Annotated in this window: 23 protein-coding genes, 1 tRNA gene, 1 other RNA gene and 1 other annotated feature; of the genes, 3 read left to right on the top strand and 22 right to left on the bottom strand. The window is 33.3% G+C overall.

The window, feature by feature from the left end; all coding sequences use genetic code 11:
• Window positions 1–211 precede the first annotated feature (211 nt).
• Window positions 212–1,459, top strand: a complete 1,248-nt coding sequence (locus ACMGE6_RS04890; RefSeq protein WP_414054658.1) for a serine hydrolase — start codon at window positions 212–214, stop codon at window positions 1,457–1,459.
• Between the two features lie 120 nt (window positions 1,460–1,579).
• Here the strand turns inward: ACMGE6_RS04890 and ffs are convergent.
• From ffs to ACMGE6_RS04780, 22 genes are all read right to left on the bottom strand, one after another.
• Window positions 1,580–1,845, bottom strand: an RNA gene (gene ffs / locus ACMGE6_RS04885) — signal recognition particle sRNA large type.
• 46 nt (window positions 1,846–1,891) lie between these two features.
• Entirely contained in the window at window positions 1,892–2,626 is a 735-nt protein-coding gene (treR, locus tag ACMGE6_RS04880; protein ID WP_414045428.1) for a trehalose operon repressor, read from the bottom strand.
• A 47-nt stretch (window positions 2,627–2,673) separates the two neighbouring features.
• Window positions 2,674–4,311 (bottom strand): alpha,alpha-phosphotrehalase, encoded by a 1,638-nt coding sequence (treC, locus tag ACMGE6_RS04875; protein WP_414054657.1) that lies wholly within the window; start codon window positions 4,309–4,311, stop codon window positions 2,674–2,676.
• Window positions 4,312–4,407: 96 nt separating this feature from the next.
• Window positions 4,408–5,877 carry a PTS system trehalose-specific EIIBC component gene (gene treP / locus ACMGE6_RS04870; protein ID WP_414054656.1) on the bottom strand — a complete coding sequence of 490 codons (1,470 nt, stop codon included), beginning with the start codon at window positions 5,875–5,877 and terminating at the stop codon, window positions 4,408–4,410.
• 185 nt (window positions 5,878–6,062) lie between these two features.
• Window positions 6,063–6,155, bottom strand: a tRNA-Ser gene (locus tag ACMGE6_RS04865).
• Between the two features lie 73 nt (window positions 6,156–6,228).
• Window positions 6,229–6,597: a nuclear transport factor 2 family protein gene (locus ACMGE6_RS04860; protein WP_414054655.1), complete on the bottom strand. Its 369-nt coding sequence runs from the start codon at window positions 6,595–6,597 to the stop codon at window positions 6,229–6,231.
• A gap of 151 nt (window positions 6,598–6,748) precedes the next feature.
• Entirely contained in the window at window positions 6,749–8,992 is a 2,244-nt protein-coding gene (gene metE, locus ACMGE6_RS04855; RefSeq protein WP_414054833.1) for a 5-methyltetrahydropteroyltriglutamate--homocysteine S-methyltransferase, read from the bottom strand.
• The gene (locus ACMGE6_RS04850) at window positions 8,989–10,824 is read right to left on the bottom strand and encodes a bifunctional homocysteine S-methyltransferase/methylenetetrahydrofolate reductase (protein WP_414054654.1); all 1,836 of its coding nucleotides are present in this window, start codon (window positions 10,822–10,824) and stop codon (window positions 8,989–8,991) included. Before ACMGE6_RS04850 ends, metE begins: the two co-directional genes overlap by 4 nt.
• A complete protein-coding gene (locus tag ACMGE6_RS04845; protein ID WP_414054653.1) occupies window positions 10,781–11,947 on the bottom strand; it encodes a trans-sulfuration enzyme family protein in 1,167 nt (388 codons plus the stop codon). Before ACMGE6_RS04845 ends, ACMGE6_RS04850 begins: the two co-directional genes overlap by 44 nt.
• The gene (locus ACMGE6_RS04840; protein ID WP_414054652.1) at window positions 11,944–13,050 is read right to left on the bottom strand and encodes a PLP-dependent transferase; all 1,107 of its coding nucleotides are present in this window, start codon (window positions 13,048–13,050) and stop codon (window positions 11,944–11,946) included. The genes ACMGE6_RS04845 and ACMGE6_RS04840 overlap by 4 nt, the downstream gene beginning before the upstream one ends.
• Before the next feature lie 64 nt (window positions 13,051–13,114).
• Window positions 13,115–13,363 (bottom strand) — a binding site (T-box leader).
• Window positions 13,364–14,005: 642 nt separating this feature from the next.
• Window positions 14,006–14,746: a Panacea domain-containing protein gene (locus ACMGE6_RS04835; RefSeq protein WP_414054651.1), complete on the bottom strand. Its 741-nt coding sequence runs from the start codon at window positions 14,744–14,746 to the stop codon at window positions 14,006–14,008.
• A 20-nt stretch (window positions 14,747–14,766) separates the two neighbouring features.
• Window positions 14,767–15,414: a hypothetical protein gene (locus ACMGE6_RS04830; RefSeq protein WP_414054650.1), complete on the bottom strand. Its 648-nt coding sequence runs from the start codon at window positions 15,412–15,414 to the stop codon at window positions 14,767–14,769.
• 129 nt (window positions 15,415–15,543) lie between these two features.
• Window positions 15,544–16,059, bottom strand: coding sequence for a hypothetical protein (locus ACMGE6_RS04825; protein ID WP_414054649.1), 516 nt, complete (start codon window positions 16,057–16,059; stop codon window positions 15,544–15,546).
• A 248-nt stretch (window positions 16,060–16,307) separates the two neighbouring features.
• Window positions 16,308–16,847, bottom strand: a complete 540-nt coding sequence (locus ACMGE6_RS04820) for a hypothetical protein (RefSeq protein ID WP_414054648.1) — start codon at window positions 16,845–16,847, stop codon at window positions 16,308–16,310.
• A 12-nt stretch (window positions 16,848–16,859) separates the two neighbouring features.
• Window positions 16,860–17,105: a hypothetical protein gene (locus tag ACMGE6_RS04815; protein WP_414054647.1), complete on the bottom strand. Its 246-nt coding sequence runs from the start codon at window positions 17,103–17,105 to the stop codon at window positions 16,860–16,862.
• Window positions 17,095–17,448, bottom strand: a complete 354-nt coding sequence (locus ACMGE6_RS04810; protein WP_414054646.1) for a hypothetical protein — start codon at window positions 17,446–17,448, stop codon at window positions 17,095–17,097. Before ACMGE6_RS04810 ends, ACMGE6_RS04815 begins: the two co-directional genes overlap by 11 nt.
• Window positions 17,449–17,693: 245 nt before the next feature.
• Complete coding sequence (locus ACMGE6_RS04805; protein ID WP_414054645.1) at window positions 17,694–17,843, bottom strand: hypothetical protein; 150 nt, start codon at window positions 17,841–17,843, stop codon at window positions 17,694–17,696.
• A gap of 47 nt (window positions 17,844–17,890) precedes the next feature.
• Window positions 17,891–19,135, bottom strand: a complete 1,245-nt coding sequence (locus ACMGE6_RS04800; protein WP_414054644.1) for a replicative DNA helicase — start codon at window positions 19,133–19,135, stop codon at window positions 17,891–17,893.
• Entirely contained in the window at window positions 19,119–19,454 is a 336-nt protein-coding gene (locus tag ACMGE6_RS04795; RefSeq protein ID WP_414054643.1) for a hypothetical protein, read from the bottom strand. The genes ACMGE6_RS04800 and ACMGE6_RS04795 overlap by 17 nt, the downstream gene beginning before the upstream one ends.
• 1 nt (window position 19,455) lies before the next feature.
• Window positions 19,456–20,184, bottom strand: coding sequence for a conserved phage C-terminal domain-containing protein (locus ACMGE6_RS04790; RefSeq protein ID WP_414054642.1), 729 nt, complete (start codon window positions 20,182–20,184; stop codon window positions 19,456–19,458).
• Window positions 20,185–20,294: 110 nt separating this feature from the next.
• Window positions 20,295–20,558, bottom strand: coding sequence for a hypothetical protein (locus ACMGE6_RS04785; protein ID WP_414054641.1), 264 nt, complete (start codon window positions 20,556–20,558; stop codon window positions 20,295–20,297).
• A 3-nt stretch (window positions 20,559–20,561) separates the two neighbouring features.
• Window positions 20,562–20,753 (bottom strand): helix-turn-helix transcriptional regulator, encoded by a 192-nt coding sequence (locus ACMGE6_RS04780; protein WP_414054640.1) that lies wholly within the window; start codon window positions 20,751–20,753, stop codon window positions 20,562–20,564.
• A gap of 203 nt (window positions 20,754–20,956) precedes the next feature.
• Here ACMGE6_RS04780 and ACMGE6_RS04775 point away from each other — a divergent pair, with 203 nt between their 5' ends.
• Together ACMGE6_RS04775 and ACMGE6_RS04770 are read left to right on the top strand one after the other, a co-directional pair.
• Window positions 20,957–21,766: a helix-turn-helix domain-containing protein gene (locus ACMGE6_RS04775; protein WP_414054639.1), complete on the top strand. Its 810-nt coding sequence runs from the start codon at window positions 20,957–20,959 to the stop codon at window positions 21,764–21,766.
• 17 nt (window positions 21,767–21,783) lie between these two features.
• The gene (locus tag ACMGE6_RS04770) at window positions 21,784–23,022 is read left to right on the top strand and encodes a tyrosine-type recombinase/integrase (protein ID WP_414054638.1); all 1,239 of its coding nucleotides are present in this window, start codon (window positions 21,784–21,786) and stop codon (window positions 23,020–23,022) included.
• Window position 23,023 lies beyond the last annotated feature (1 nt).

Raw genomic sequence — 23,023 nt, 5'->3', positions numbered from 1 at the left:
AGCATTACACAATTTTTACATTAAAAATTATTTTTTATCAAATATAAATTTACGGAGTTACTGTTTACTTTTATCGTTACTTAACTCATTTTTTTATATTTAAATCTTATTTTAATTGTACTTAAATTGATTGTATTTTATAATTTGATTGTAAAATAACACTTATACCTTTCTGATATTTTTGATTTTAAAAAACTTTCGGAGGTCCTACATGCAGTTCATTTTCATTTCAATCACTATTATGTACATACTGCCTTTGTTGTTTAAAAGATTTAGAACAAAAGTTTTCTTTACCGAAATGGTGTTAGGCGTTATGTTCACTGCTTATCTTTCCTGGTTGTCTAATAACGGAGAACATTTATTTACGATTTTAATTATTATGCTGAGTGGTGTCTTAATTATTCCCTGCATCAGTAGATTATTATTTCAGTCTTATAAACGGCGTTTCGTCTGGCTAATTCCTATTGTCCTCTTATTTTTTACATCCTGGCTGCTATTAAGAAGTAGTCCTGAAGATATTTCTAAAATTATCAAGAGTGGTAAAGGTAGTGTTACTTATATTGAGAATAACAAGGAAGTACTTAATATTGATGGTCATCGCCCCCAACCTTTAGCCAGTGTCATCAAAGTGATTGTTGCTAAGGAATATGCGCATCAGGTTGTTAATCATCGCATTAATCCTAATGAATCGGTTAATTATGATGAAATCTTAAAATACCATTTGAATAATACAGATGGGGGTGCACAGGCTGCTTTTGAAGAGAAGTATGATACTAGTCACCTTACTTTAAATGATGTCGCTAAAGGCATGATTAGATATAGTTCGAATGCTAATACTGATTATTTAATTGATAGATTGCAACTTGATAACGTTAATAAGCAGATAAAATCTTTGAACATGAAGCGTCATTCACAAATTTACTCTCTTATCGGTGGGATGGTGATGGCGACCGATATTAGTGAAGGTGATTTATCTGCGAAGATAACTGATAATCAGTTAGTGAAGGATTCGATTAAATATAAAGATGATTATATAACGGGTAAAATCAAAGAAAAGGATGTTTTAAAAAAGTTCGACATGAAACGTCAAAGCTACTGGTCAGATCATTTAACACACGGTAGCACTTCAGACTATGCTCATTTAATGAACGATATTAATCAGGATAAATTCAATGAAAAAGAAACAAAAATATTGAGGTCATTAATGGAGCAGATAAAAAGTCAGCCCATAAAACAAAAATATCAGCATTATGGATATAAGGGTGGAAGTACTGCTAAAGTGATTAATGGTGTTTATTATGTTACAGAGAAGAAAAATAATAAACGGAAAGCTTTAGCATTCTTTCTAGACGATTTAAACATGTGGGAGTCTTATAAAGCTCAAAAAGCGATGAAATTATTCAGAGATAAGATTTTTGAAGATGAAGATTTTAGAGCGTCTTTAAAGAATATAGAGTGATATCTCATTTAGGAGAAGTTCTAATTTTAGAATCAAAACAAAAAAGATACTGCAAAGGCATCTGAACACATGTCTTTACAGTATCTTTTATTTATATGAAGTAAGTTATTTAAATATAAGCCGTGCACCTTTGCTTTGAATAATAAACACAAGCGTTACCCAAGTCGACAGCTCAAAGCCGGCTACCCCAGTCACATACAAAGTACCACTTAATGCTGCTTCCTTCCGGACCTGACATGATTCATGGGTTTATATTGGCTAGGACCGACTTCTCAACACTACGTATCTGGGTCAGACCTCACAACTTATTATCCGAGGCAAAGGGATTAGGTCTTGCCTAAGCGGATTGCAAGTACAGGGAACCGCTAACTCCCCACTTAGCACGGTAATATTTATGATACTAAATCTAACTATAGATTGCAACAATAAACTTTACTTATCCTTGATTACGTTTCTTCTGGAGAAATCTACAAACTTAAACTCACTGGCTCTATGTTTTGAGATATTATATTGAAATGGTGTAGCATCTGCCAGATGTACTACTGAACGTACCACTGCTGCATATGGAGGAGTTGCTTCTACGAACAAAGAAACTTCCTCTTCCGTCATTGGTTCAAATGTAATCGCTTTGTTTGAATATGCAATTTTTAATCCTAATCGATTTTCAATGTAATCATATATTGAACGTTCGGCAATCTCTCTAGATAAAGCCGGCATCATTTCCTGAATAAAATAATCTGTATCTACAATATTCACTGTATGATTTTTTCTTCTTGAACGCACCACTCTAAATAACTTTGTTTCATCTGTGATGTTCAAAGCATCTTTCACTTTTGGATGATCTTTCGCCAACACAGTTTCAAAACTTTCAACCACTGTATGATAATCCATATTCAATGATTGCTTAATTTCTTCAAAGCTAATCAGTTGTGACACAGGGAAATTCATAGACTGATTATAGATGACTACAGAGCCTTTCCCTTTTAGCTTTTGAATGAAACCATTTGTTTGGAGGAGACTTAATGCTTTTCTAACTGTTTCACGTGATACACCATATTTTTTTACCAATAAATTTTCTGAAGGTAATTGATCACCATGTTTATAGTCTTCATTAATAATCTTTCCACTTAACTCTTGATAAATCTTTCGATACTTATTACTGTTCATAAGACACCTCTAATTATTATGAGTCATTAGCATCAAAAAGTGAGTCTCTATCGAAGTATCGCAATCGCTTGATAAGGTTCTAATACATTTGAATGGAAAGTACCATTATTAATTAATACGCTTCCCTCAATATCAATTGAAGCGGGCACATCCACTGGTTCAGCTGTAAAATTCGCTAAAACTAATAATGACCTCTCATCAAGTATTCTTTCATACGCAAAAATATGCGGATGGTCTTCTAATAAAGGTTTCACTTCTCCATAAGTAATAATATCTAAGTTATGGCGTAATTCTATTAACTTTTGATACGTATAAAATACAGAGTTTTTATCAGCTAGTGCTTGTTTCACATTTATTTTCTCGTAATTCTTTGCCACATTAATCCACGGTGTACCTGTTGTAAATCCTGCATTGATGCTGTCATCCCACTGCACCGGACTTCTCGAATTATCTCTTGATTTATCTTGTAATATATCTAATATTTCGTTATTTGTAAACCCATTTTCTGACATGATTTGATATGCATTTGTCGACTCTACGTCACGGTACTGACTGATATCATCTAAATACAAATTCGTCATTCCAATTTCTTCGCCTTGATAAATATATGGTGTTCCTTGCAGAAAATGAAGTGTGATGGCCAACATTTTCGCACTCTTCACACGACGTTCCTCTGTAGAATCATCCCCAAAACGACTCACCACACGTGGTTGATCGTGGTTACACCAGAAGATTGCATTCCAGCCTCCACCTTTTGATATACCCACTTGCCATTCAAATAGGATGCGCTTTAATTCAACGAAATCAAATGTCATTTTCGTCCATTTTTCTCCGTCTTTATAATCCACTTTTAAATGATGGAAGTTAAATACACTACTTAATTCATGTCGATCCTCACGTGTATAGTTAATACAATGCTCAAGTGTTGTAGAACTCATCTCACCAACCGTCATAAAACCTTCTTTTTTCCCAAAGGTATTACGATTCATTTCATGGATAAATTCATGCACACGAGGACCATCCGTATAGAATTCTTTACCGATTTTATCCGAATCTTTAAATTCAGACTTTGAAATTAAGTTGATGACATCAAAACGAAAACCATCCATACCAAAATCTATCCAGTAATTAATCATATCGTAAATCTCTTTACGCAGTTTTTCATTCTCCCAGTTCAAATCAGCTTGTGTGACATCAAATAAACGCAAATAATACTGATTTGTCACAGGATCTAATCGCCATGCGTTACCACCGAACTTAGACTCCCAGTTCGTTGGCGGCTGTCCGTCTCTACCATCTTTCCAGATATAATAATCACGATATTCATTGTCGAGTGACTTTCGAGATTCTATAAACCAATTGTGTTCTGTACTTGTATGATTGATAACAATGTCAGACATAATCTTAATACCTCGAAGATGCGCTTCATCAATCAAACGCTTGAAGTCTTCTTTTGTACCGAAATCTGGATTAATTTCATAATAGTCACTTATATCATAACCATTATCATTCATCGGAGAACGATACACAGGCGTTAACCATAGATAATCAACACCGAGTGTTTTTAAATAATCTAATTTTTCTATGATACCATTTATATCGCCTTGACCATTACCTGTTGTATCGTTAAATGATTTTGGATAGATTTGATAAACAACTGACTTTCTCCAATCAGTAACTGCCATTATTAAAACTCCTAACGTTTTTTTGATAATATAAGTTTACAACGAACAACCTGTAAGTACAAGTTGCTCGTTGATTAATTCATTAACTATGAAATTTTATATATTTTTATCTGATACGATAGGCTCCGCTACATCTTCACCCATCTTTTTCTTAGCGAAGTTTGAGAAGATTAATGTTAATACGATAGGTAAGACGATTGCAATAATCATACCGATTAAGAATGTACCACGGAAACCATCATTGATTGAGATGATACCAGGAACACCTCCGACACCAACTTTACCTAATACTTGTTGAGAACCAAAAATTGCGCCGACAATACCTGTCGTAATTACTGCTGCGATAAATGGATATTTTAATGGAATGTTAACACCGAACATTGCTGGTTCTGTAACTCCTAACCAACCTGAGATACCAGAAGTTAATGCTAAACCTTCTTCTTTAACCATTTTTTTGCGTTTATATAAGAACCAAGCTGCAAATGCTGCTGAACCTTGAGCAATATTTGAGATTGCTAAGATTGGCCATAAGTAAGTTCCGCCTAACGGAGAACTCATTAACTGGAAGTCAACTGCTAAGAACATATGGTGTAAACCTGTAATTACAAGTGGTGCATATACCAGGCCGTATACTAATCCACCTAACCATCCAGCTGATTCAAAAATCATTTGAATGAAATCAGTGATTTGTGTACCTAACCATAATGCTACTGGACCAATAATGATAAATGATAAGAAACCAACTAATAATAATGAGACAGGTCCTACAACTAACATCTTAATTGAATCATGAACACGTTTATTTAACCATCTCTCAACTTTAGCTAAAACCCACGCCGCGATTAATACCGGTAAGACTTGACCTTGATAGTTTAATTTATTAATCATCAAACCAAATACATCCCATTGAGGAATCTTTGTTAATTCACCTGTTTCTGCGTTACCTAATGAGTATTGAGAAGCAAGTCCAGGGTGACAAAGAATTAGTCCAAGTACTAAACCTAATAACGGACTACCACCAAACACACGCATCGCACTCCAACCAATTAATGCTGGTAAGAAGATGAATGGTGCTGCTGCAATGAAGTTAATGATTTCTGCTAAATCTTTTAATTGTGGGAACATTTCCACTAAAGATTGCTTACCGAATAATCCTCCCGCTGTTAATACGTTGTTTAGACCTAATAATAAACCGGCTGTTACGATTGCAGGTAAAATTGGAATAAATACATCACCTAACGTTTTAATTGCGCGTTGTAACGGGTTCATCTTTTCTGCTGCTGCTGCTTTTACATCATCTTTTGAACTTTCTCCAACACCTGTTTCATCAACGAATACTTTGTAAGCTTCGTCAACTGTACCTGGCCCAATAACGATTTGGAACTGGTTATTCGCCGCAAAAGATCCTTTTACTAAATTGATTTTATCTAAAGCTACCTTATCTACTTTTGATTCATCTTTTAATGCTAAACGTAAACGCGTAACACAGTGTGTAGCTGCTGAAACATTTTCCTTACCGCCAATTGCACTGATAATATCCTTAACTTCTTGCCTGTTGACTGCCATACTGGTCAACTCCTTCACTATAATATGAATTAATTGTACAATGTCTATACAAGTATGTAAAGGTTTTCAGAAAGCGTATTCAGCATTAATTTTTTTATTTAATCTCCATTATAAAAAATAAAAAAGAGAACTAACTTAGCGTTAGCTCTCTTCTATATATAATATTCATTAATTAGTCTAAATAATGGCGGAGGAAGAGGGATTCGAACCCCCGCGAGCCGTTAAGCCCCTGTCGGTTTTCAAGACCGATCCCTTCAGCCGGACTTGGGTATTCCTCCAAATAAGACAATATCAATCTTATAATAAACCATTCTCACTGTCAACATTATTTACTAAAAAAATAATAAAAATTTAATACGTCGACGCTTCCACGTGTGATATCTTCCACTCTTTTTCGAATTTCACCATCGTCATCGTAAGTTCCAATGGCCAAATATTATGTGAACCATATATACGTGCATCGACCCTATTCTGAGCTATGAGTGTAGCTTTCTTATCTTTCATAAGTATTTCAACATTCTCTTCTTTAGTTGAATAGTATTTCATTGATTGATCTTCAATAGCTTTAAGCCACTCTCTTTTCGGTTGCCTGACGCCTGTCATATGGACCAATATACTACCATCCATCATCAGATTATCAATCACATCAAAATTTTCATCAATCATCGCTTTATAAAGGTTAACATATATCTCATATACTTCTTGTTCAGGAGTTAACATATAAATCGCTCCATTCGCTTTTATGATATACAAATTCATACCCTAATAATTACAATTCTACACAATATAATTTTAATTTTTTAATTTTATATACATTATTAAAGACAAGCTAATCTCAGCTTGTCTTTAATAATTCATATTTATCTAAAATTTACACAGCAACTTCCTGAATATTACGTAATTTTTGAACGGCCGATACTAACGTCGTAAGTGCAGCGACTACTTCTTCTTCCTTACGCGTTTTTAAACCACAGTCTGGATTTACCCAGAATAATGAACGATCAATTTCTTTAAGCGCTCTATTAATCGCTGTTGTGATTTCTTCTTCTGTCGGTATACGTGGGCTATGAATATCATATACACCAAGTCCAATTCCTAAATTATACGTAATCGATTCAAAGTCTTTAATCAAGTCACCATGACTTCGTGATGTTTCGATTGAAATGACATCTGCATCAAGTGCCTTAATGGCATGTATAATCTTTCCGAATTGAGAATAACACATATGCGTATGAATTTGTGTTTCATCTTTAACTGATGATGTTGCAAGTTTAAACGAATGGACTGCATCTTTTAAATACTGTGCATGATATGACTGATGTAACGGTAATCCTTCTCGTAGCGCCGGTTCATCCACTTGAATAATCTTTATTCCGGCTGTTTCAAGTGCTTCCACTTCTGCTCTGATAGCTAGTGCAATTTGATTTTGTACTTCGGTTTTTGGAATATCCACACGTTCAAATGACCAGTTTAATATCGTAACCGGTCCTGTCAACATTCCTTTAACCGGTTTATCAGTTAAGCTTTGCGCATATACTGTTTCCTTTACTGTCAGTGGCTTTGTCCAATAAACATCGCCATAAATAACAGGTGGTTTTACAGCGCGTGATCCGTATGACTGTACCCAGCCATACTGTGTTACTAAGAATCCTTCAAGTTGTTCCCCAAAGAATTCCACCATGTCATTACGTTCAAATTCACCGTGTACAAATACGTCTAACCCAATGCGTTCCTGAATTTCAATCCAGCGTTTAATTTCCGCTTCGATAAATGCTTCGTACGCTGCTTGATCTTTACGTCCTTTACGATAATCTGCTCTGTTCTTCCTCACTTCTTTCGTTTGAGGGAACGAACCGATTGTTGTTGTTGGAAGTTCCGGAAGATGTAATCTATTTTGTTGCTTCAATTTACGCTCAGCAAAAGGTGTATTTCTTTGCGCTGGAACACTGTCAAAATCAAATGTTTTTTGTTTAAATGGTTGGTTAGAGAAACGGATGTACTTTTCTTTTAACGCATTATATAACGTATCATCATTATCATTGAATAGCTTCTTCAAAGCGTTGAGTTCATTTAATTTCTCAGTCGCGAAGCTCAACCCTTCCCTAATCTTCTCATCAATTGTTTCCTGTTCAAATGATAACGGCACGTGTAATAGTGATGCAGAAGGTTGTAACACGATATCTTTAACGTAGTTCTGAAGTTTTTCAACTAAGTTCTTTCGTTCTTCAATATCTGACGCCCAAACATTTCTACCATCAATAATACCTGCATATAATACTTTATCTGACGGCCATTGCTCTTCTTCGATTTGCTTAAGATTAAATCCGTGATCATGTACAAAATCAAGTCCTAATCCGTATACTGGCAAGTCTCTCACAAATGATAAATTCACACGTTCAAAATATGTCTGAATAACTAGCTTTGCTTCTGGTACATGCGTATTGAAGTGTGTATAAGCTGTTTTTGTAATATCATAATATGCTTCTGCTTTATCTGTCGCAAGAATCGGTTCATCAACTTGAATGTAAGTTACGCCTTGTTCGTTAAGAACATTAAATAGTTCCGTATACAATGGTAACAATGATTGTATCTTCTCTTCTTCCGACTGCGAACCACCTTTTGATAGTGCTACAAACGTTACGGGGCCGACAACGACTGCATGGGATTGTATGTTTAACGACTTTGCTAACTTCACTTTTCGAAGCAATTGATCTGCATTTAATTGCGGTGTCGCCGTATCCCATTCCGGTACAATATAATGATAGTTTGTATTAAACCATTTCAGAAGTGCACTCGCTACGTTCTCTTTATTGCCTCGTGCTATATCAAATAGGAGGTCATCGTCTATTGGTCTTCCACTAAATCGTTCAGGAATAATATTAAATAATAGTGCCGTATCTAATATATGATCATACAGCGAGAAGTCTCCAACTGGTACTGAATCTAAATCATAGCTTGCTTGTACTTGTAAATTATCTTTATGAATTACATTTAATTGTGTGTTAAGCGTATGATTATCAATTTCATTACTCCAATATTGCTCAATCGTCTTCTTCCATACTCTGTCTTTTCCTAATCTCGGGAATCCTAAATTTGCTGTTTTAATTGTCATTATATGACCTCCTCAGTATATTGGTTATTTGTAATTTCTTTTGCGTATTTTGCAAGTTCTTCTGTCATTTCATATTTCATAAATGGTGTCACGAGATACAATCCATTAAAGTAACTGTATACTTCATCGATCAATCGTTTTGATATCTTTATAGATACCGCTTTTGTCTGTTCTTTATCTTCCTGAACCGCTTCAAACTGTTTGAGTATATGTTCTGGTATCTTTATACCAGGTACTTCATTGTGTAGAAATAGTGCGTTATTATAACTTGTAATCGGCATAACACCGATAATAATCGGAACATCTAAATGCTTCGTCGCTTCATATATCTCTTTTATTTGTGTGCGATCAAACACAGGTTGTGTAATGAAATACGACATACCCGCTTCTATTTTCTTAGTGAGACGTTCAACTGCGCGTTGTAAATGCTTTGTATGTGGATTAAAGGCACCTGCTACAGAGAATGTTGTCTTCCGTTTCAAATTCGCTCCATCGGCATTAATACCTTGATTGAATTGCTTTATAATCTCGGATAAGCCGCAGGAATTCACATCAAACACACTTGTTGCTCCCGGGAAATCTCCTATCTTGGAGGGGTCGCCGGTTACTGCTAATACATCATCGATACCTAGTAAAGATAACCCGAGTAAATGTGACTGTAGTCCTATTAAATTATGGTCCCGGCAAGTTACATGTACTAAAGGGCGGATATTATATCGTTGCTTTATAATACTCGCAGCTGCAATATTCGATATTCTGACATTTGCGAGTGAATTATCAGCTAAAGTAACAGCATCAACGCCTGCTTCTTCGAGCGCTTTTACCCCTTTAAAAAAGGTAGTAGTATCAAGGTGTTTCGGTGTATCCAGTTCAACGACTACAGTTGGACGCTCTTTTACGAGGTCACCGATATGCTTTTTACGCTCACCAGGTCTAAAGTTATGATGGCGTTCAATGGGAATAACATCTTTATTGGTCACAGGTGCTAAATGCGATACTGCTTCACTAATCTTCTTAATATGTTCAGGCGTCGTACCACAACATCCTCCAATTAATCTCACGCCTTCTGCTACTAACGATTGTGCAGCATTGCTAAAATATACAGCATTGTCACTATACTTAATTACTTCATCTTCAATATCTAATAGACTCGCATTCGGGTAACAACTTAAATATGCATGCCTTGGTATATCCAAATGTTTAAATGTCTGGATCATATGATGCGGACCATGGTGACAATTCAAGCCAACGACATCAGCACCTATATCTATGAGTTGTTGAATTGCTTCCGGAATCGATTTCCCGTCTTTCAAATACTTTGTTGTACTTGCCGTTAACTGCGCAATAATTGGGAGTTGATAAGTTTTTCCTATATTAATTACGTGCAATAGTTCTTCGAGATTATAATATGTTTCGAATAGTAATGCGTCCACACCCGAACTTGCCAGCGTTTCGATTTGAAGTTCTGTGTGATAAGCAATCGTTTCAAGCGAAAATGACTCTTTGCGTGTACTCCTAAACCCACCTATCGTTCCGGCAATAAATGTGTCCGGCGTCGCAACTGACTTTGCAATTTGTACTGCGGATTTATGGATATCTTTCACACGATGCTCTAATCCATATAATTTTAATTTCTCGAAATTTGCGCCATACGTATTCGTCTGAATAAGATTCGCACCTGCCTGAATATAGGAGTGATGTATTTGAGCAATTTTTTCAGGATGCGTTAAATTGTAATGTTCCGGACATGTGTTCAAACCTTCTGAATAAAGTATTGTTCCCATCGCACCGTCAGCCACTAATATACGTTCTTTCATCGCCTTGAGTATCGTCATATACACCCCTCCTTAATGCAAAATCTAAATCATTAATAAGGTCTTCTGGATGCTCCAGACCAACCGATAATCTAAATAATCCATCGGTGATACCACGTTTTCTTCTCACAAATTCAGGTACTGCTGCGTGGCTCATCGTTGCCGGATGAGATAAAATTGTTTCTACACCACCTAAACTTACAGATACTAACGGTAATTTTAGGTAATCTACAAATTGTTGTGCTTTCGTTTCATCTCTTATTCTGAATCCAATGACTGCACCACCACACGTCGCTTGTTTCACGTGAATTGGATTATTCCCTGGGTAATAAACTTCTTGTACAGCAGGGTGAGTCGATAGAAATTGATAAATGCTTTCGGCATGCTCAACACTTTGTTGAAATCTTACTGGTAATGTCTTTAAATGATTCGTTAGCGTCCATGCATCGTAAACACCTAATCCTGAGCCTGTCCCATTTTGTATTAAATATAATTGATCTGCACAATTTGCATCATTCGTAATTACAGCACCAGCAATTACATCACTATGGCCACTTAAAAATTTTGTTGCAGAATGAATCACGAAATCTGCACCATGCTCTAATGGTGATTGTCCAAGTGGGGTCATAAAGGTATTATCGACTGCAACCAAACATCGATGTTGCTTCGCAATGTTACAAATCGCTTGAATATCTGCTACTTTGAATAATGGATTTGATGGTGTTTCTACATAGATAAGTCGCGTATTCACCTGGATTGCTTGTTTAATTTGTGCTAAATCAGATTGATCAACAACTGTAAATGTCAGACCAAACTTTGAAAGTATTTGTTCTGTTAATCTGAAAGTGCCACCATAAACATCGTCAGGCATAATAACATGGTCTCCAGCTTTCAATGTTAGAAACACTGCCGACACCGCTGCAATACCAGAGCTAAAAGCAAATCCATATTTACCACCCTCTAAATCCGCTAACTGTTCTTCAAGATATTTTCTATTTGGATTACCACTTCTTGCATAATCAAATGTTGTTTCACCACCTAACTGATCTTGTTTATACGTCGAAGCATAATAAAGTGGAATACTGCTTGATGCATAGCCTTCTAATTGATGATGCTTTAATAATTGCGTTACTTTGTTCGTCATACAATCACCTCTACTGCTTTAGATTTCGTAAGTGCTTGTAGTATATCTGCATTTATATCTTCAAAATCTTCAACACCGACTGAAATGCGGATAAGCTGCTCATTGATACCTCGCTTCTCTTTCTCTTCATCCGGCATATCGATATGCGTCTGTGTGTATGGGAATGTAATAAATGTTTCAGTTCCACCAAGACTCTCAGCGAATATACAAACTTCTAAATGCTTTAGAAATTCCCGTGTATTATAAGCTTTATTAAGCCTTACACTTAACATTCCAGTTGTACCTGCATACAACACATCATCTATCGCCTCATTCTCATTCAGCACTTGGGATAACCGTTTAGCATTATCAATTGACCTATCCATTCTGAGGTGCAGTGTCTTCAGTCCTCTTGCTAACAAATAACTATCAAATGGGGAAAGCGTTGCCCCAATCATGTTGTGAAATTGACCGAGCTGCACTGCGAGCGTTTCGTCTTTTACTGTTACTACACCTGCCAGTACGTCGTTATGTCCCGAAATATATTTCGTTGCGGAGTGGAGTACAATATCTGCACCGTCTTCAAGCGGCGTTGATAAATAAGGAGTTAAAAAAGTATTATCGATAATCGTAAGTAATCTAAATTCTTGTGCAATTTCATATATAGGTTCAAGCGCTACACTCTGCATTTGTGGATTTGAGATAGGTTCTATGAAAAGCGCACGTGTATACTCATTAATTGATGCGCGAACCCGTTCGAGATCATTAAAGTCAATGTAAGTGAATTTAAGTTGATATTGCTGTTCATAGAAATCAAATAAACGATACGATCCACCATATAAATCAAACGATACGAGTATTTCATCGTGTGGTTTAAATAAATTAAGAATCAGCTGAATACTCGCCATACCACTTGAAGTCGCAAATGATGCGATACCTCCTTCAAGACGAGCAAATGCATCTTCAAAATGCAATCGCGTTGGGTTCTTAGTTCTGGAGTAATCAAATCCAGTAGAATGACCTACCGCTTCATGCTGAAACGCTGTGGCTAAGTAAATTGGATTACTAGTAGCTCCCGTATAATCATGAGATGTTGAAATTTGAGCAAGCTGTGTACTTTTCATGTAGTAACCTCCCTTAAATTAAAAAATAAAAAAGCCTTCGTCCTGCAAACCTGAATAATCAGATTTAAAGGACGAAAGCTTCTTCCGTGATACCACCTTTATTCGCCACTATATTACTATAGCGACCTCTTCCAGTACGCAGTTAAATAAACTTTAATACTGTATCGCTATAACGGGCGAACCCGTTGACACCTAAATATCGGCGTCACCACTCAAAGGCCATTTTCAATCATGCTTTCATTATTTCCTTTCAGCAAACGGAAACTCTCTGTGAATGCAGGGTATGATTTACTTTCCTTATTACTGTGAATTTGTAATATTTCATTGTGTAATTTGTTATTTAAGAGATTACTACCTTTAAAAACAAAAGTCAACAGTTAAATCAGAATTTTTTGATTAATTAGTTTTTTTGTTTGATAAAAGCTAATAATATCAAGGGTTTCAAAAAAAAAAATTTATAAAAAAAGATGAGCACATCGGCTCATCGTTAAACTTTATATTCAGTTTTATTATTCTTCGATAATATCAGTTGCAATCTCACTAATTGCTTCTGCGCATAATACCGTACCATATGCAATTGCTGAAGCACCAATTACTTTTAAAATACCGTTCATTTCAATCACTCCTCAATAGTTTTTTTACTCTTTGGCTGTTTGAAACGAGTTATAGTATTGTATACCTGATATTGAAAGGCTTAAACATTGGCGATAATTATTGTGAACGAACAAGACCTCACAACCATTATGGCTGTAAGGTCTCTTGAATTTATTATTCTATTCCCACTCAATCAAAATTAATGGTTAACGTTATTTCACGACTTTTCAAAATGTTGATATAACAGCATTTTAAAGCACTTAATTTATTTTGATGATTTATGAACATTTATGTTTTGCCCATAATATGCCCATTTTTTGCCCATTAAAAATTAAAACCACATGTTTAATAAAATGTGGTTTTAAAAGCTCTGTTCAATTATTTGTGGAGTAATCTCACGATTAAATCCCTTTTTATAAACTCTTGACCAAGGTGAACCCTTTTTATGTGTAATGTCTACCAATTCATATGCAGAATAATTTATATAATTTTTTAAAGTTTCCAAAATCGATTTCATAGCACCTGTTCCAGCTTCAGAAAATATAATCTTACTAAAAGAAGGAGTAACTTTTACATCAATTTTAGAAAAATAAACTGTATTATCTTCTTTAAAATCTATTTTTTCTCTACCTTTATTTGAATACTTATCATAAACACTCTTTATTACTGGTCCATAAGGAAAAGCATATATCTTATCTTCGAATAATGGAGCACCTGTCTTTAATAAGAAATCTTCATAACATAAATAAAGTAGTTTTTGTAATTTTAAATGAGTGATATCATCATAATGACTAATTATAAATGTTGCAACATCAGAAGCCGTTAAAATAATTTCGCTTTTATAAGAATCAATGAAATGCTTTTCATCTTCTATAAATACTATATCTTTAAAAAACAGGTCTTTTTCTTTTATAGATTCAACATCCATACTTTCTGTAGTTATTATATGCGATGATACATTTAAATCTCCAACTTTTTTTTCGACTTGATTCAAAACTTTTTCAACATAATCAAAATCATCTTGTTCATTTAAAAGCTTATGCCACGCTATCCTGTGACCAATCTTATGAAATGGAGTAATTAATAAAAAATGATCATACATATAATTCACCTCTTTAAATATTATTTTAACATGATTTCTGGCCATTTTAAGTAACTTTGTTTATGTTTCGCATGAGAAAGTTTATTTCTCTCTGCTACGTCCTTATGCCATAGTTGAATTTCCCATGGAAAATAAGTTTTATTTAGTCCCATACAATAAATGTGTATTGCTTCATAAACTTCGTTACACTTTTTTGTTATTTTTAAATTCTTCTCATCTTTTAATTCTTCTTTCAAGCTTTTCTCAAGTTCATTAATGTCATTATACTCTAAAATTAATCTACAACCAAATAAATCATTCAAACATTTATTCATTGGTAATTTACCTATTTCTTTTTTTTCAAATCTATAAGTTAATAATTTTGATAACCTTGACTGTGGTTGTTTTACTCTAGATGAAAATTCATACTTCAAAAAATAGCCCACTTCTTGTTTTATTAATAGCTGAGTATATGTTAATTTTCTACAATAATTAATTAAATAGTCTTCAAAAATAAAATCAATTTCAAATTCATTTTTTTCACCAATAATTACGTGATTTACTTGAGTTTTTCTTAAATTAATAGGTGTAGGATACTGTAATAAAAAATTTTTTGAATATTTTAAATGGTATTTATTCATAATAGCTACTACTTTTTTTATAGTTAATAAATCAGTATTCTCACCCATTATTTAAACCTCAATCCATATAATTATTTAATTCAATTATACACATATATCTATTAAACGCTATTATTATTTTATTTGATTTGCAATTCATGAAATATAATTGCATCACTGTTTTAAGTATGAGTTTCACTACTTTAATACCGCTTTACTTATTGCAAAAAACTTCTCTCTAGCCTTAATCTGTACGCTAATATATTTAACTCTTAGTTCAAAATACTTACGTTTATTCATGTACTTGCGACGTTCTGGGCATGGTGTATCTAATGATCTAACTTTAAAATTAGGGTCAATCTTGCGTCCTACCTTCTCTAATAAATGAAATTCATAATCAAATTGCGTCTTTGTTGCTTGCTGTGAAATGTAATTAATACCGATACAGTGACGACAACCTATTTCACTCATTGGGGACGGTTTAGGGGACATATACAGCTTACTGACTCGACTGTTGCAATGAATACACCTAAAATACAAACGGACGCCGTAACCTACCTTTAAACCCTCAATTTTGCATGGTTTAGTAAAGTCACCGAAATTTATTTCTGTCTTTTTCACGCCTACAAATGTTCTTTTATCTATTTTTGGTATTTTATTAATATCAATTTCAAATAATTCACCGTGATAGAATTTTCTTTTTCGATTCCTCATCTTATACACCTCTATATAATATATTCTTTTTATGCTACATCTACATAAATAATGTACAAACACCTAAATATTAAGCATTTTAATAATTTTGGTTAACTCTGATTGCCATTTTAAGCACGAAAACTATACATTTACCTACTCTTATACGTAAACTTGCTTTAAAAACGGCATACCCCCCTATAATATTTAAAAAGTTTAGGTTTTTTTAACATTTAAATTAAAAAAGCCCCAGTAATTGGGGCAATAATTTATTCTTTAACGGTAAATGGTACGCCACCATATCCCGACGTTTTACGTGATCTATCATCAATATCATTTTCACGATACATATTTTGAACAAATACAGCACACTGATGATTATATTGTCGGCTTTGAGAATTGACCTTTTCCATTTCCGCTTCAATCTCTTTTAATTTTTGCTTCGCTTTTTCATAGTCATCAATCAATGATTTATTTTCTTCATAAAAATCTTTGTGTATGTTCAGTAATACACTGTTCATCTTTTTATCAACTTCTAAAGTAACATCAAACATTGCATGTTCCATTACTTTTAATCTATTTTGCTTTGCTCTTATTTTCGACTGTAACGCTTCTATTTCGTTAAATAACTTATCTGCTTTGTCATGTTCATTATTCATGATTAACGTCTTGTAATGTGCCTGTGTGTCGTTTAGAGAAGCATTGTCTTTTTCTATATCTGAACGTAATGTATTAATTGCTGTTTTTTGTTTTGTGTATGTGCTTTTGCATTCCTCGATAAATTGTTGTTTCTGTTTTAAGTTTGTCATTTTAAATTCCTCCTAAAAATTAAATAAATGTCTGTTTTGCTCGATTAACTCGGCTTGTCTTGTTGGATCTTTAACGGCTAAAATTTCATCTTTAGTAATTTTCTTTTCAACCTTTTTCGGTTGTTCTTCCGTCTGTTTCTCTTGCTGTTCTAACTGATTAATTTTATATTCGCTTTTTACTACACCTAACACTAATTTTTTTTCATATTCTGTAACGCCTAAAGCGTCCAATATTTCACTCGTTTCTTTAAATTCCATTATTAACGCCTCCGTTATTGATAAATTTTTCGTGTAACTGTTCTAATGCTGTTAACCGCTTCTGATTTTCATTGATACGTGATTCAAATGAATGTTTAGCAACTTCAAAATCACGGTTATCCTTACAAATGTAATAGCCCTTACGTGTCATACTTGATGATGATCCAATAGGCACTTCATAAGTAACAATCAAATCAAAGATAATTCGGCTCAAATCACGGGCATTTATACCCGTATGTTTTAACCGCTTCAAAATCTTTTCTCTGGTGATAGCATTGTCCGACTCTTTAATTAACTCATAAACTAACAAATGATTATCTGGAATATTTTGCGTTTCTATCATACTTAACCTCCAACTGTACCGAGTCGTAATAAGATATTTCCTTTATTACAGCCCGTTGATTTTTATATCTACGCTTCAAACGTTTTTCACTCATTGCATTAATGCGTTCTATTTTGCGTTTCGTCATAAATTCAAGATCATACTTCTCAACCAATTTCATTTCACGGTTACTAATTCTGCTGTACGATTCAACCACTTTAATACACCCCAGACGTTGATATTTGATAAAATGGATATATAAACGGCTAGTCTACGTTAGTGAATAGCCTGTTCATATATTCATCATTTGCAAAATCTATAGGGGAACATTCACCGTTATCAATCTGGCGTTTTACTTCCAGACCGAATTTTAACCATAATTCTTTTAATAACGGATCTGTTTCATCTTTGTACAACGTCCTTAGTTCGATTAATAAGTCATCTATAAGAAAATCATCAATCATTAGTAAAAACCTTGAACACTTTTATAGAAGTCTAATAACGCTGTACCCGTTGCACCGTCTTTATTCTTTGCAATAATGCATTCAATTTCTGATTTGCTAAAGGTGTTTACTTCTATTGGTTTGTTATAGTAATCCTCTCGGTACAATAAGAAAATCATATCGGCGTCTTGTTCGATTCCGCCCGCTTCTCTTAGATCTGACATCATTGGACGTTTATCATTCCTGGACTCTACACCCCTAGAGAGTTGAGAAAGTAAAATAATAGTGCAATTAAATTCTTTTGCCATTACCTTTAACTTACGTGAAATATCTTCAATTTCTAAACGACGATCTTTAATATTACTATCAGATTTCATAAGGGTTAAAAAGTCGATTATAATAATATTGTTCTCGCTTTTTTCGGACATTTTAATTAATTCTTGTCGAATGGTTAAAGGCGTCGCTTTTGAGTCGTCAACAATATTTATATTCAACTTCTTTAATTTTTCTACAGCGATATATATTTTCTGTATTTCATCTGGTAAAAATGATTCTGGAATACGAAATTTTGATAACTGTATTTTTCCTAATGTTGATAACATACGTTGATTGATTTTCTTGGTTGTTGTTTCTAAACTGAATACAGTGACATTGTTGCCATTCTCGGCTTGTTTGATTGCCATATTCAAAGCAAACGCCGTTTTACCTACAGAAGGACGAGCAGCAATCACAACCAACTGTGACGGCTCAAAACCCCCGATTAAATTATCAATTTGTTTAAAGCCCGTTTTGTATAACTTCGGTTGTTTTTCAAGCGTGACCTCGTCTAAGATTTCTAACAAAGCTTCATCACTATTTTTACGATTATTAATATTTAAAGAAATCAAATTATCAATCTTATCTTTAACATCTATATATTTAACTTTGCCGTTTGATTGATGTATCTCATTTGCAATATTTAAAAGTTCTCTTTGTTTAAAAGCTTCTAAAATATCAATTTGATACTGCGTAAAATGATTTTTAGAGATAAACGTTTCTTTTTTCAAATCTTTTATTAGTTCTGGTGGCATAAAAGCATTATTTTCATTAACAGCCTTTTTGTAAATTTCATTAACATCAATTTTTCCACGATTATTGATATATTCAATAAAATTTATTGCGTATGGATCTAGTAGCATATACGACTCTATTTTTAAGTTTGAATATAACTCTGGGTACTTTATTAAAGCACCTATTAATAAGTGTTCATTATTGATATAGTTCATTCCTAATCGCCTCTTTTAAAGTTATTAGGTCGCTTAAATGTTTATCTTCTACTTTATCGAGGTTGTTTTTCGCAATATCTTCCTGTATCTGCTTACTTTCAATCTCCGCTTCATTTACTACAATTCTTACAGCAATATCGGTTATATGCGGTTTATAACGTGAATTAGTATAGTGATAAGTTAAACGGTCATTAGTACGTTTAAAATCACATTGCTGTAAATAATCTGCCCACACTTTAGCCATTTCTTGAGTCATGTTTATATTGGGATATAAATCATTAACTCTTTTAATAATGCTTACTGCCTGTTCTCTATTCATATTATTCACCCTCTAACAAATCGTTATAATCTATTGATTCAGACGATTTATTTTTAGTAAATGTGTTGCTATTAAGATATGACTCGAATTTTGTGCCAAACAATGTTTCTGGTCTTAAATATTGATTCATATCATCATTGGTTAGCCATTCACTACATTTTTTATCTATAACTATTTTAAAATCATCTACTGTAAAACCCTCTTTAAATCTTGCATTAATTAATGATTGAGTTTTTTTAGTAGTATATTTAAATGATTTATTAGCTAAGCTGTTGAGGTACTCAACTATAGTTTTAATGTTTTCTAATTCATTTAATGTATTAGTTGTGTACCGTCCGTTGTCCTGTGGGTTGTCCGTCTGTTGTATCGTCGGTTGTACTATAGGTTGTTTTTTATTTAATGAAAAGTCTTGATAAACGTTGTAGTTATGCACTTCTATCGTTGTACCGTCCTTTGTACTAAAAACGCTAATCATTTCATCATCTTGCAGTAATTTTAAAAATCTTCTTACTGATCCTCTTGACGTTTTCCAACGCTCACTAAGTTTTATTTCTGATGTGTGAAATGTACCACGTTTAATAGTCTTAACTTTTCCGTTAAACATCATTTTTTTGTCTGTATGATTAGTTAATAAAATAATGTCTATCCACCACTGAAACTTTTTAGGGTCTTCCCAGATCCAGTGATTACGTATTTTTCTATGAAGTAGGAAGTAACCCGAATTGTCCATTTTCCTCCTCTCCTTTTCTATTTATTCATGTTATTATTGCAATAGAATATTTTGATATTCTGTTGCCCTATTCTTATGCTTGCCTGCTCTGGATAGGGCTTCTTTGCGTTTCAAAGATACTTACTGTCAATATCTTTTAAAAAGCGTTCAAACTCTGTGATTTTAATTAACACCTTTGTTGCTGAAACTCTAACTCGCAACTCGTATCCGTCATTTACAGCACGATCAACGAGGCGTCTTACAGTACTTGCACTCATACAAAACATACGTGCTATAACGTTGTAATCACCGTATAAGGGCATAACTACAACCTTATCTGGATCTAAAATGCTATTTTGTCTTGTTGGTGTTTCATTTAAATTAATTACACTCATTTTTTAAGCCTCCTTAATTTTTATTTCAAATAAATCTTCTATTTCACAACCCAATAAATCAGAAATAGCACTTGCTAATTTAGGACTAGCATTTGATGTACCATTTCTTACATTACTTAAATGCTGTTGAGATACACCAACCTTTAAAGCTAAAATCTGATTGTTCATACCTTTAGACATCATACGTTTATCCATTATATTTCTACGAACGAAGTATTTATACATTCAACACACCACCTTATTATAATTTTTGTGATAAAAATATATTTATCACATTTTTTATGATAAATGTTTTATAACAATAATACAAGTTTTTTATCACAATTTTTAATTTTTCTTATGATATTTCATTATTTTGTGATATATTTGTGATAACAAAACAGATAAGGAGTTTGATTATGATAAACGAAAACGCTAGGAAACTAGGGGAATTTATAAAAGAATTAAGAAAAGAAAAAAAAGTATCTGGTAAAGAATTAGCTAGTTATGTTGGTTATAGTCAATCTTATTTAAGTGCCATAGAAAATAACAATAATAATAATGTTCCTAACAAAAAAGTATTATCGAAGATTGCTGAAGCTTTAAGCCAAATTGGATATGAATTTAATGACATAGAAAATCAATTATTCATAATTGCTGGTTATCCTCCAATAAAATCAGACACATTAAATTTAGGTTATAGCATGGCACATGATTACAATAAAAAACTTGGTTATTTCGACAACCTATCAAATGAAATGCTTAGTAAACCATATCTCGATTTGAATTATTTATTAACTAATGATTTCGAATTGAAATTTACTATGGATCATAACGGAAAAAAATATAGAATTTCCTTAAATGAAAAACAAAAAAGCTTTATCAATAATTTAATCAAAGAAATGTTGGTATTAAGTGACGTACAAAACGAAATCAATTCAATAGAAAGTAAACAGAAAAAAATTGATGAGTTTAAACCTTTACAGTTTAATATAGGTGTGAAGATTGAAGCACTAAAAAACGATCTAAAAATTTTATATGAACTACAAAAAGATTTTAACAAAGATCATTTCAGAAAAATCTTAAATGAAAATATTAAATCAATAGAAACCAATCATATTAATAGTTATAGTCTTAATGATTTAGAAAATGTAATCTCTTTAATTACTAAAGAAATCGAGAAACTCAATAAAGAGACTTTAGAAATAGATAATAAAATTGATAATTAATAAAAGGAGGATTAACAATGTGGTGTGAGGAACGTACAGACAAAGACGGTAAAACGTATTATCTGTTCATAGAAAAGTACAAAGACCCTCTTACAGACAAATGGAAGCGTACAAGCGTTGCAATGAATAAGAATACTAGACCGTCACAAAAAGAAGCACAACGACGTCTTGAAGCTAAAATAAAGGGCATTGTAGAAGATAAAACCCCAAACAGTTTAAAGACGCTTACGTTTCATCAAGCTTGTGACGAATGGTTTGAACATTACAAGCTTATTTCTGGTACAAAACAATCTACACAGCTAACGAAATTTCATAAGATCAAACACATTAAACGTAATATTGATAGTGATATACTCGTTAAAAATATGAATACGGAAGTTGTACAGCAATTAATTGATAATGCTATGAATGATAATTTAAGTCATAAAGTAGTAAGGGACGCTTTGAGTATCATTAGAAACATCATGAAGCATACACAGAAAAAGTATAAATTAAACGATATTTCATACTTAGAGGACGTTTATATCCCTAAAAAAGCTAAAACTAGGGACGAAATAAAAGCAAAACGCGAAAATTATTTAGAAATGCACGAAATTAATTTAATAGTGGATAAGTTAAATGAGATAGCAAAGACAAAAAGAAGCTTATATATGAAGCGTGCTTATGAAATGACGGCTTACGTGGTGGAATTTCAAGCCCTAAACGGTATGCGTATAGGGGAATTGTTAGCAATACAGCCCGAAAACATTGATTTTGATAAGAAAACACTCGAAATTGACGGCACAATCCAATGGATCAATGACGAAAACGGAAACCAGGGCCTTAAAGACTCTACAAAAAACGCTTCATCATATCGTACTATTTCACTTACTTCACGTTCTATTGATATTTTACGTAAGTTGATACTTGAAAATAAGAAGTCGAAACAGTGGGAAGATAAATATAATGATCGTGGTTTTGTATTTACTAATCATTATGGCAACCCTTTAAACAAAACTACAATCAATCATAATATTAAAGTTGCTGTAAGTGAGATTAAGGACGACAAAGGAAAATTAATTATTAATAAGCATATCACCACTCATACGCTTAGACACAGCCACATATCATTATTAAGTCAATTAGGAGTGTCATTACGTACGATTATGGATAGGGTGGGACATACAGACCATAAAACAACATTGCAAATATACAGCCATGTTACTGAACAAATGGATAAAGACATGATGAGTAAATTGGAAAGTGTGAGTGGATAAA

The sequence above is a fragment of the Macrococcus equi genome (assembly GCF_047426745.1).
In the GTDB taxonomy this organism is placed as follows: domain Bacteria; phylum Bacillota; class Bacilli; order Staphylococcales; family Staphylococcaceae; genus Macrococcoides; species Macrococcoides equi.
Note: the sequence above shows the minus strand (reverse complement) of the source record. Positions and strands in the feature narration are given on the sequence as shown.

Excerpts from the sequence above, each read along its gene's own strand:
- ACMGE6_RS04890 (WP_414054658.1), top strand. The coding sequence starts at position 212 with ATGCAGTTCATTTTCATTTCAATCACTATTATGTACATACTGCCTTTG.
- treR (WP_414045428.1), bottom strand. The coding sequence starts at position 2,626 with ATGAACAGTAATAAGTATCGAAAGATTTATCAAGAGTTAAGTGGAAAG.
- treC (WP_414054657.1), bottom strand. The coding sequence starts at position 4,311 with ATGGCAGTTACTGATTGGAGAAAGTCAGTTGTTTATCAAATCTATCCA.
- treP (WP_414054656.1), bottom strand. The coding sequence starts at position 5,877 with ATGGCAGTCAACAGGCAAGAAGTTAAGGATATTATCAGTGCAATTGGC.
- ACMGE6_RS04860 (WP_414054655.1), bottom strand. The coding sequence starts at position 6,597 with ATGTTAACTCCTGAACAAGAAGTATATGAGATATATGTTAACCTTTAT.
- ACMGE6_RS04850 (WP_414054654.1), bottom strand. The coding sequence starts at position 10,824 with ATGACGATACTCAAGGCGATGAAAGAACGTATATTAGTGGCTGACGGT.
- ACMGE6_RS04845 (WP_414054653.1), bottom strand. The coding sequence starts at position 11,947 with ATGACGAACAAAGTAACGCAATTATTAAAGCATCATCAATTAGAAGGC.
- ACMGE6_RS04840 (WP_414054652.1), bottom strand. The coding sequence starts at position 13,050 with ATGAAAAGTACACAGCTTGCTCAAATTTCAACATCTCATGATTATACG.
- ACMGE6_RS04835 (WP_414054651.1), bottom strand. The coding sequence starts at position 14,746 with ATGTATGATCATTTTTTATTAATTACTCCATTTCATAAGATTGGTCAC.
- ACMGE6_RS04830 (WP_414054650.1), bottom strand. The coding sequence starts at position 15,414 with ATGGGTGAGAATACTGATTTATTAACTATAAAAAAAGTAGTAGCTATT.
- ACMGE6_RS04825 (WP_414054649.1), bottom strand. The coding sequence starts at position 16,059 with ATGAGGAATCGAAAAAGAAAATTCTATCACGGTGAATTATTTGAAATT.
- ACMGE6_RS04820 (WP_414054648.1), bottom strand. The coding sequence starts at position 16,847 with ATGACAAACTTAAAACAGAAACAACAATTTATCGAGGAATGCAAAAGC.
- ACMGE6_RS04815 (WP_414054647.1), bottom strand. The coding sequence starts at position 17,105 with ATGGAATTTAAAGAAACGAGTGAAATATTGGACGCTTTAGGCGTTACA.
- ACMGE6_RS04810 (WP_414054646.1), bottom strand. The coding sequence starts at position 17,448 with ATGATAGAAACGCAAAATATTCCAGATAATCATTTGTTAGTTTATGAG.
- ACMGE6_RS04800 (WP_414054644.1), bottom strand. The coding sequence starts at position 19,135 with ATGAACTATATCAATAATGAACACTTATTAATAGGTGCTTTAATAAAG.
- ACMGE6_RS04795 (WP_414054643.1), bottom strand. The coding sequence starts at position 19,454 with ATGAATAGAGAACAGGCAGTAAGCATTATTAAAAGAGTTAATGATTTA.
- ACMGE6_RS04790 (WP_414054642.1), bottom strand. The coding sequence starts at position 20,184 with ATGGACAATTCGGGTTACTTCCTACTTCATAGAAAAATACGTAATCAC.
- ACMGE6_RS04785 (WP_414054641.1), bottom strand. The coding sequence starts at position 20,558 with ATGAGTGTAATTAATTTAAATGAAACACCAACAAGACAAAATAGCATT.
- ACMGE6_RS04780 (WP_414054640.1), bottom strand. The coding sequence starts at position 20,753 with ATGGATAAACGTATGATGTCTAAAGGTATGAACAATCAGATTTTAGCT.
- ACMGE6_RS04775 (WP_414054639.1), top strand. The coding sequence starts at position 20,957 with ATGATAAACGAAAACGCTAGGAAACTAGGGGAATTTATAAAAGAATTA.
- ACMGE6_RS04770 (WP_414054638.1), top strand. The coding sequence starts at position 21,784 with ATGTGGTGTGAGGAACGTACAGACAAAGACGGTAAAACGTATTATCTG.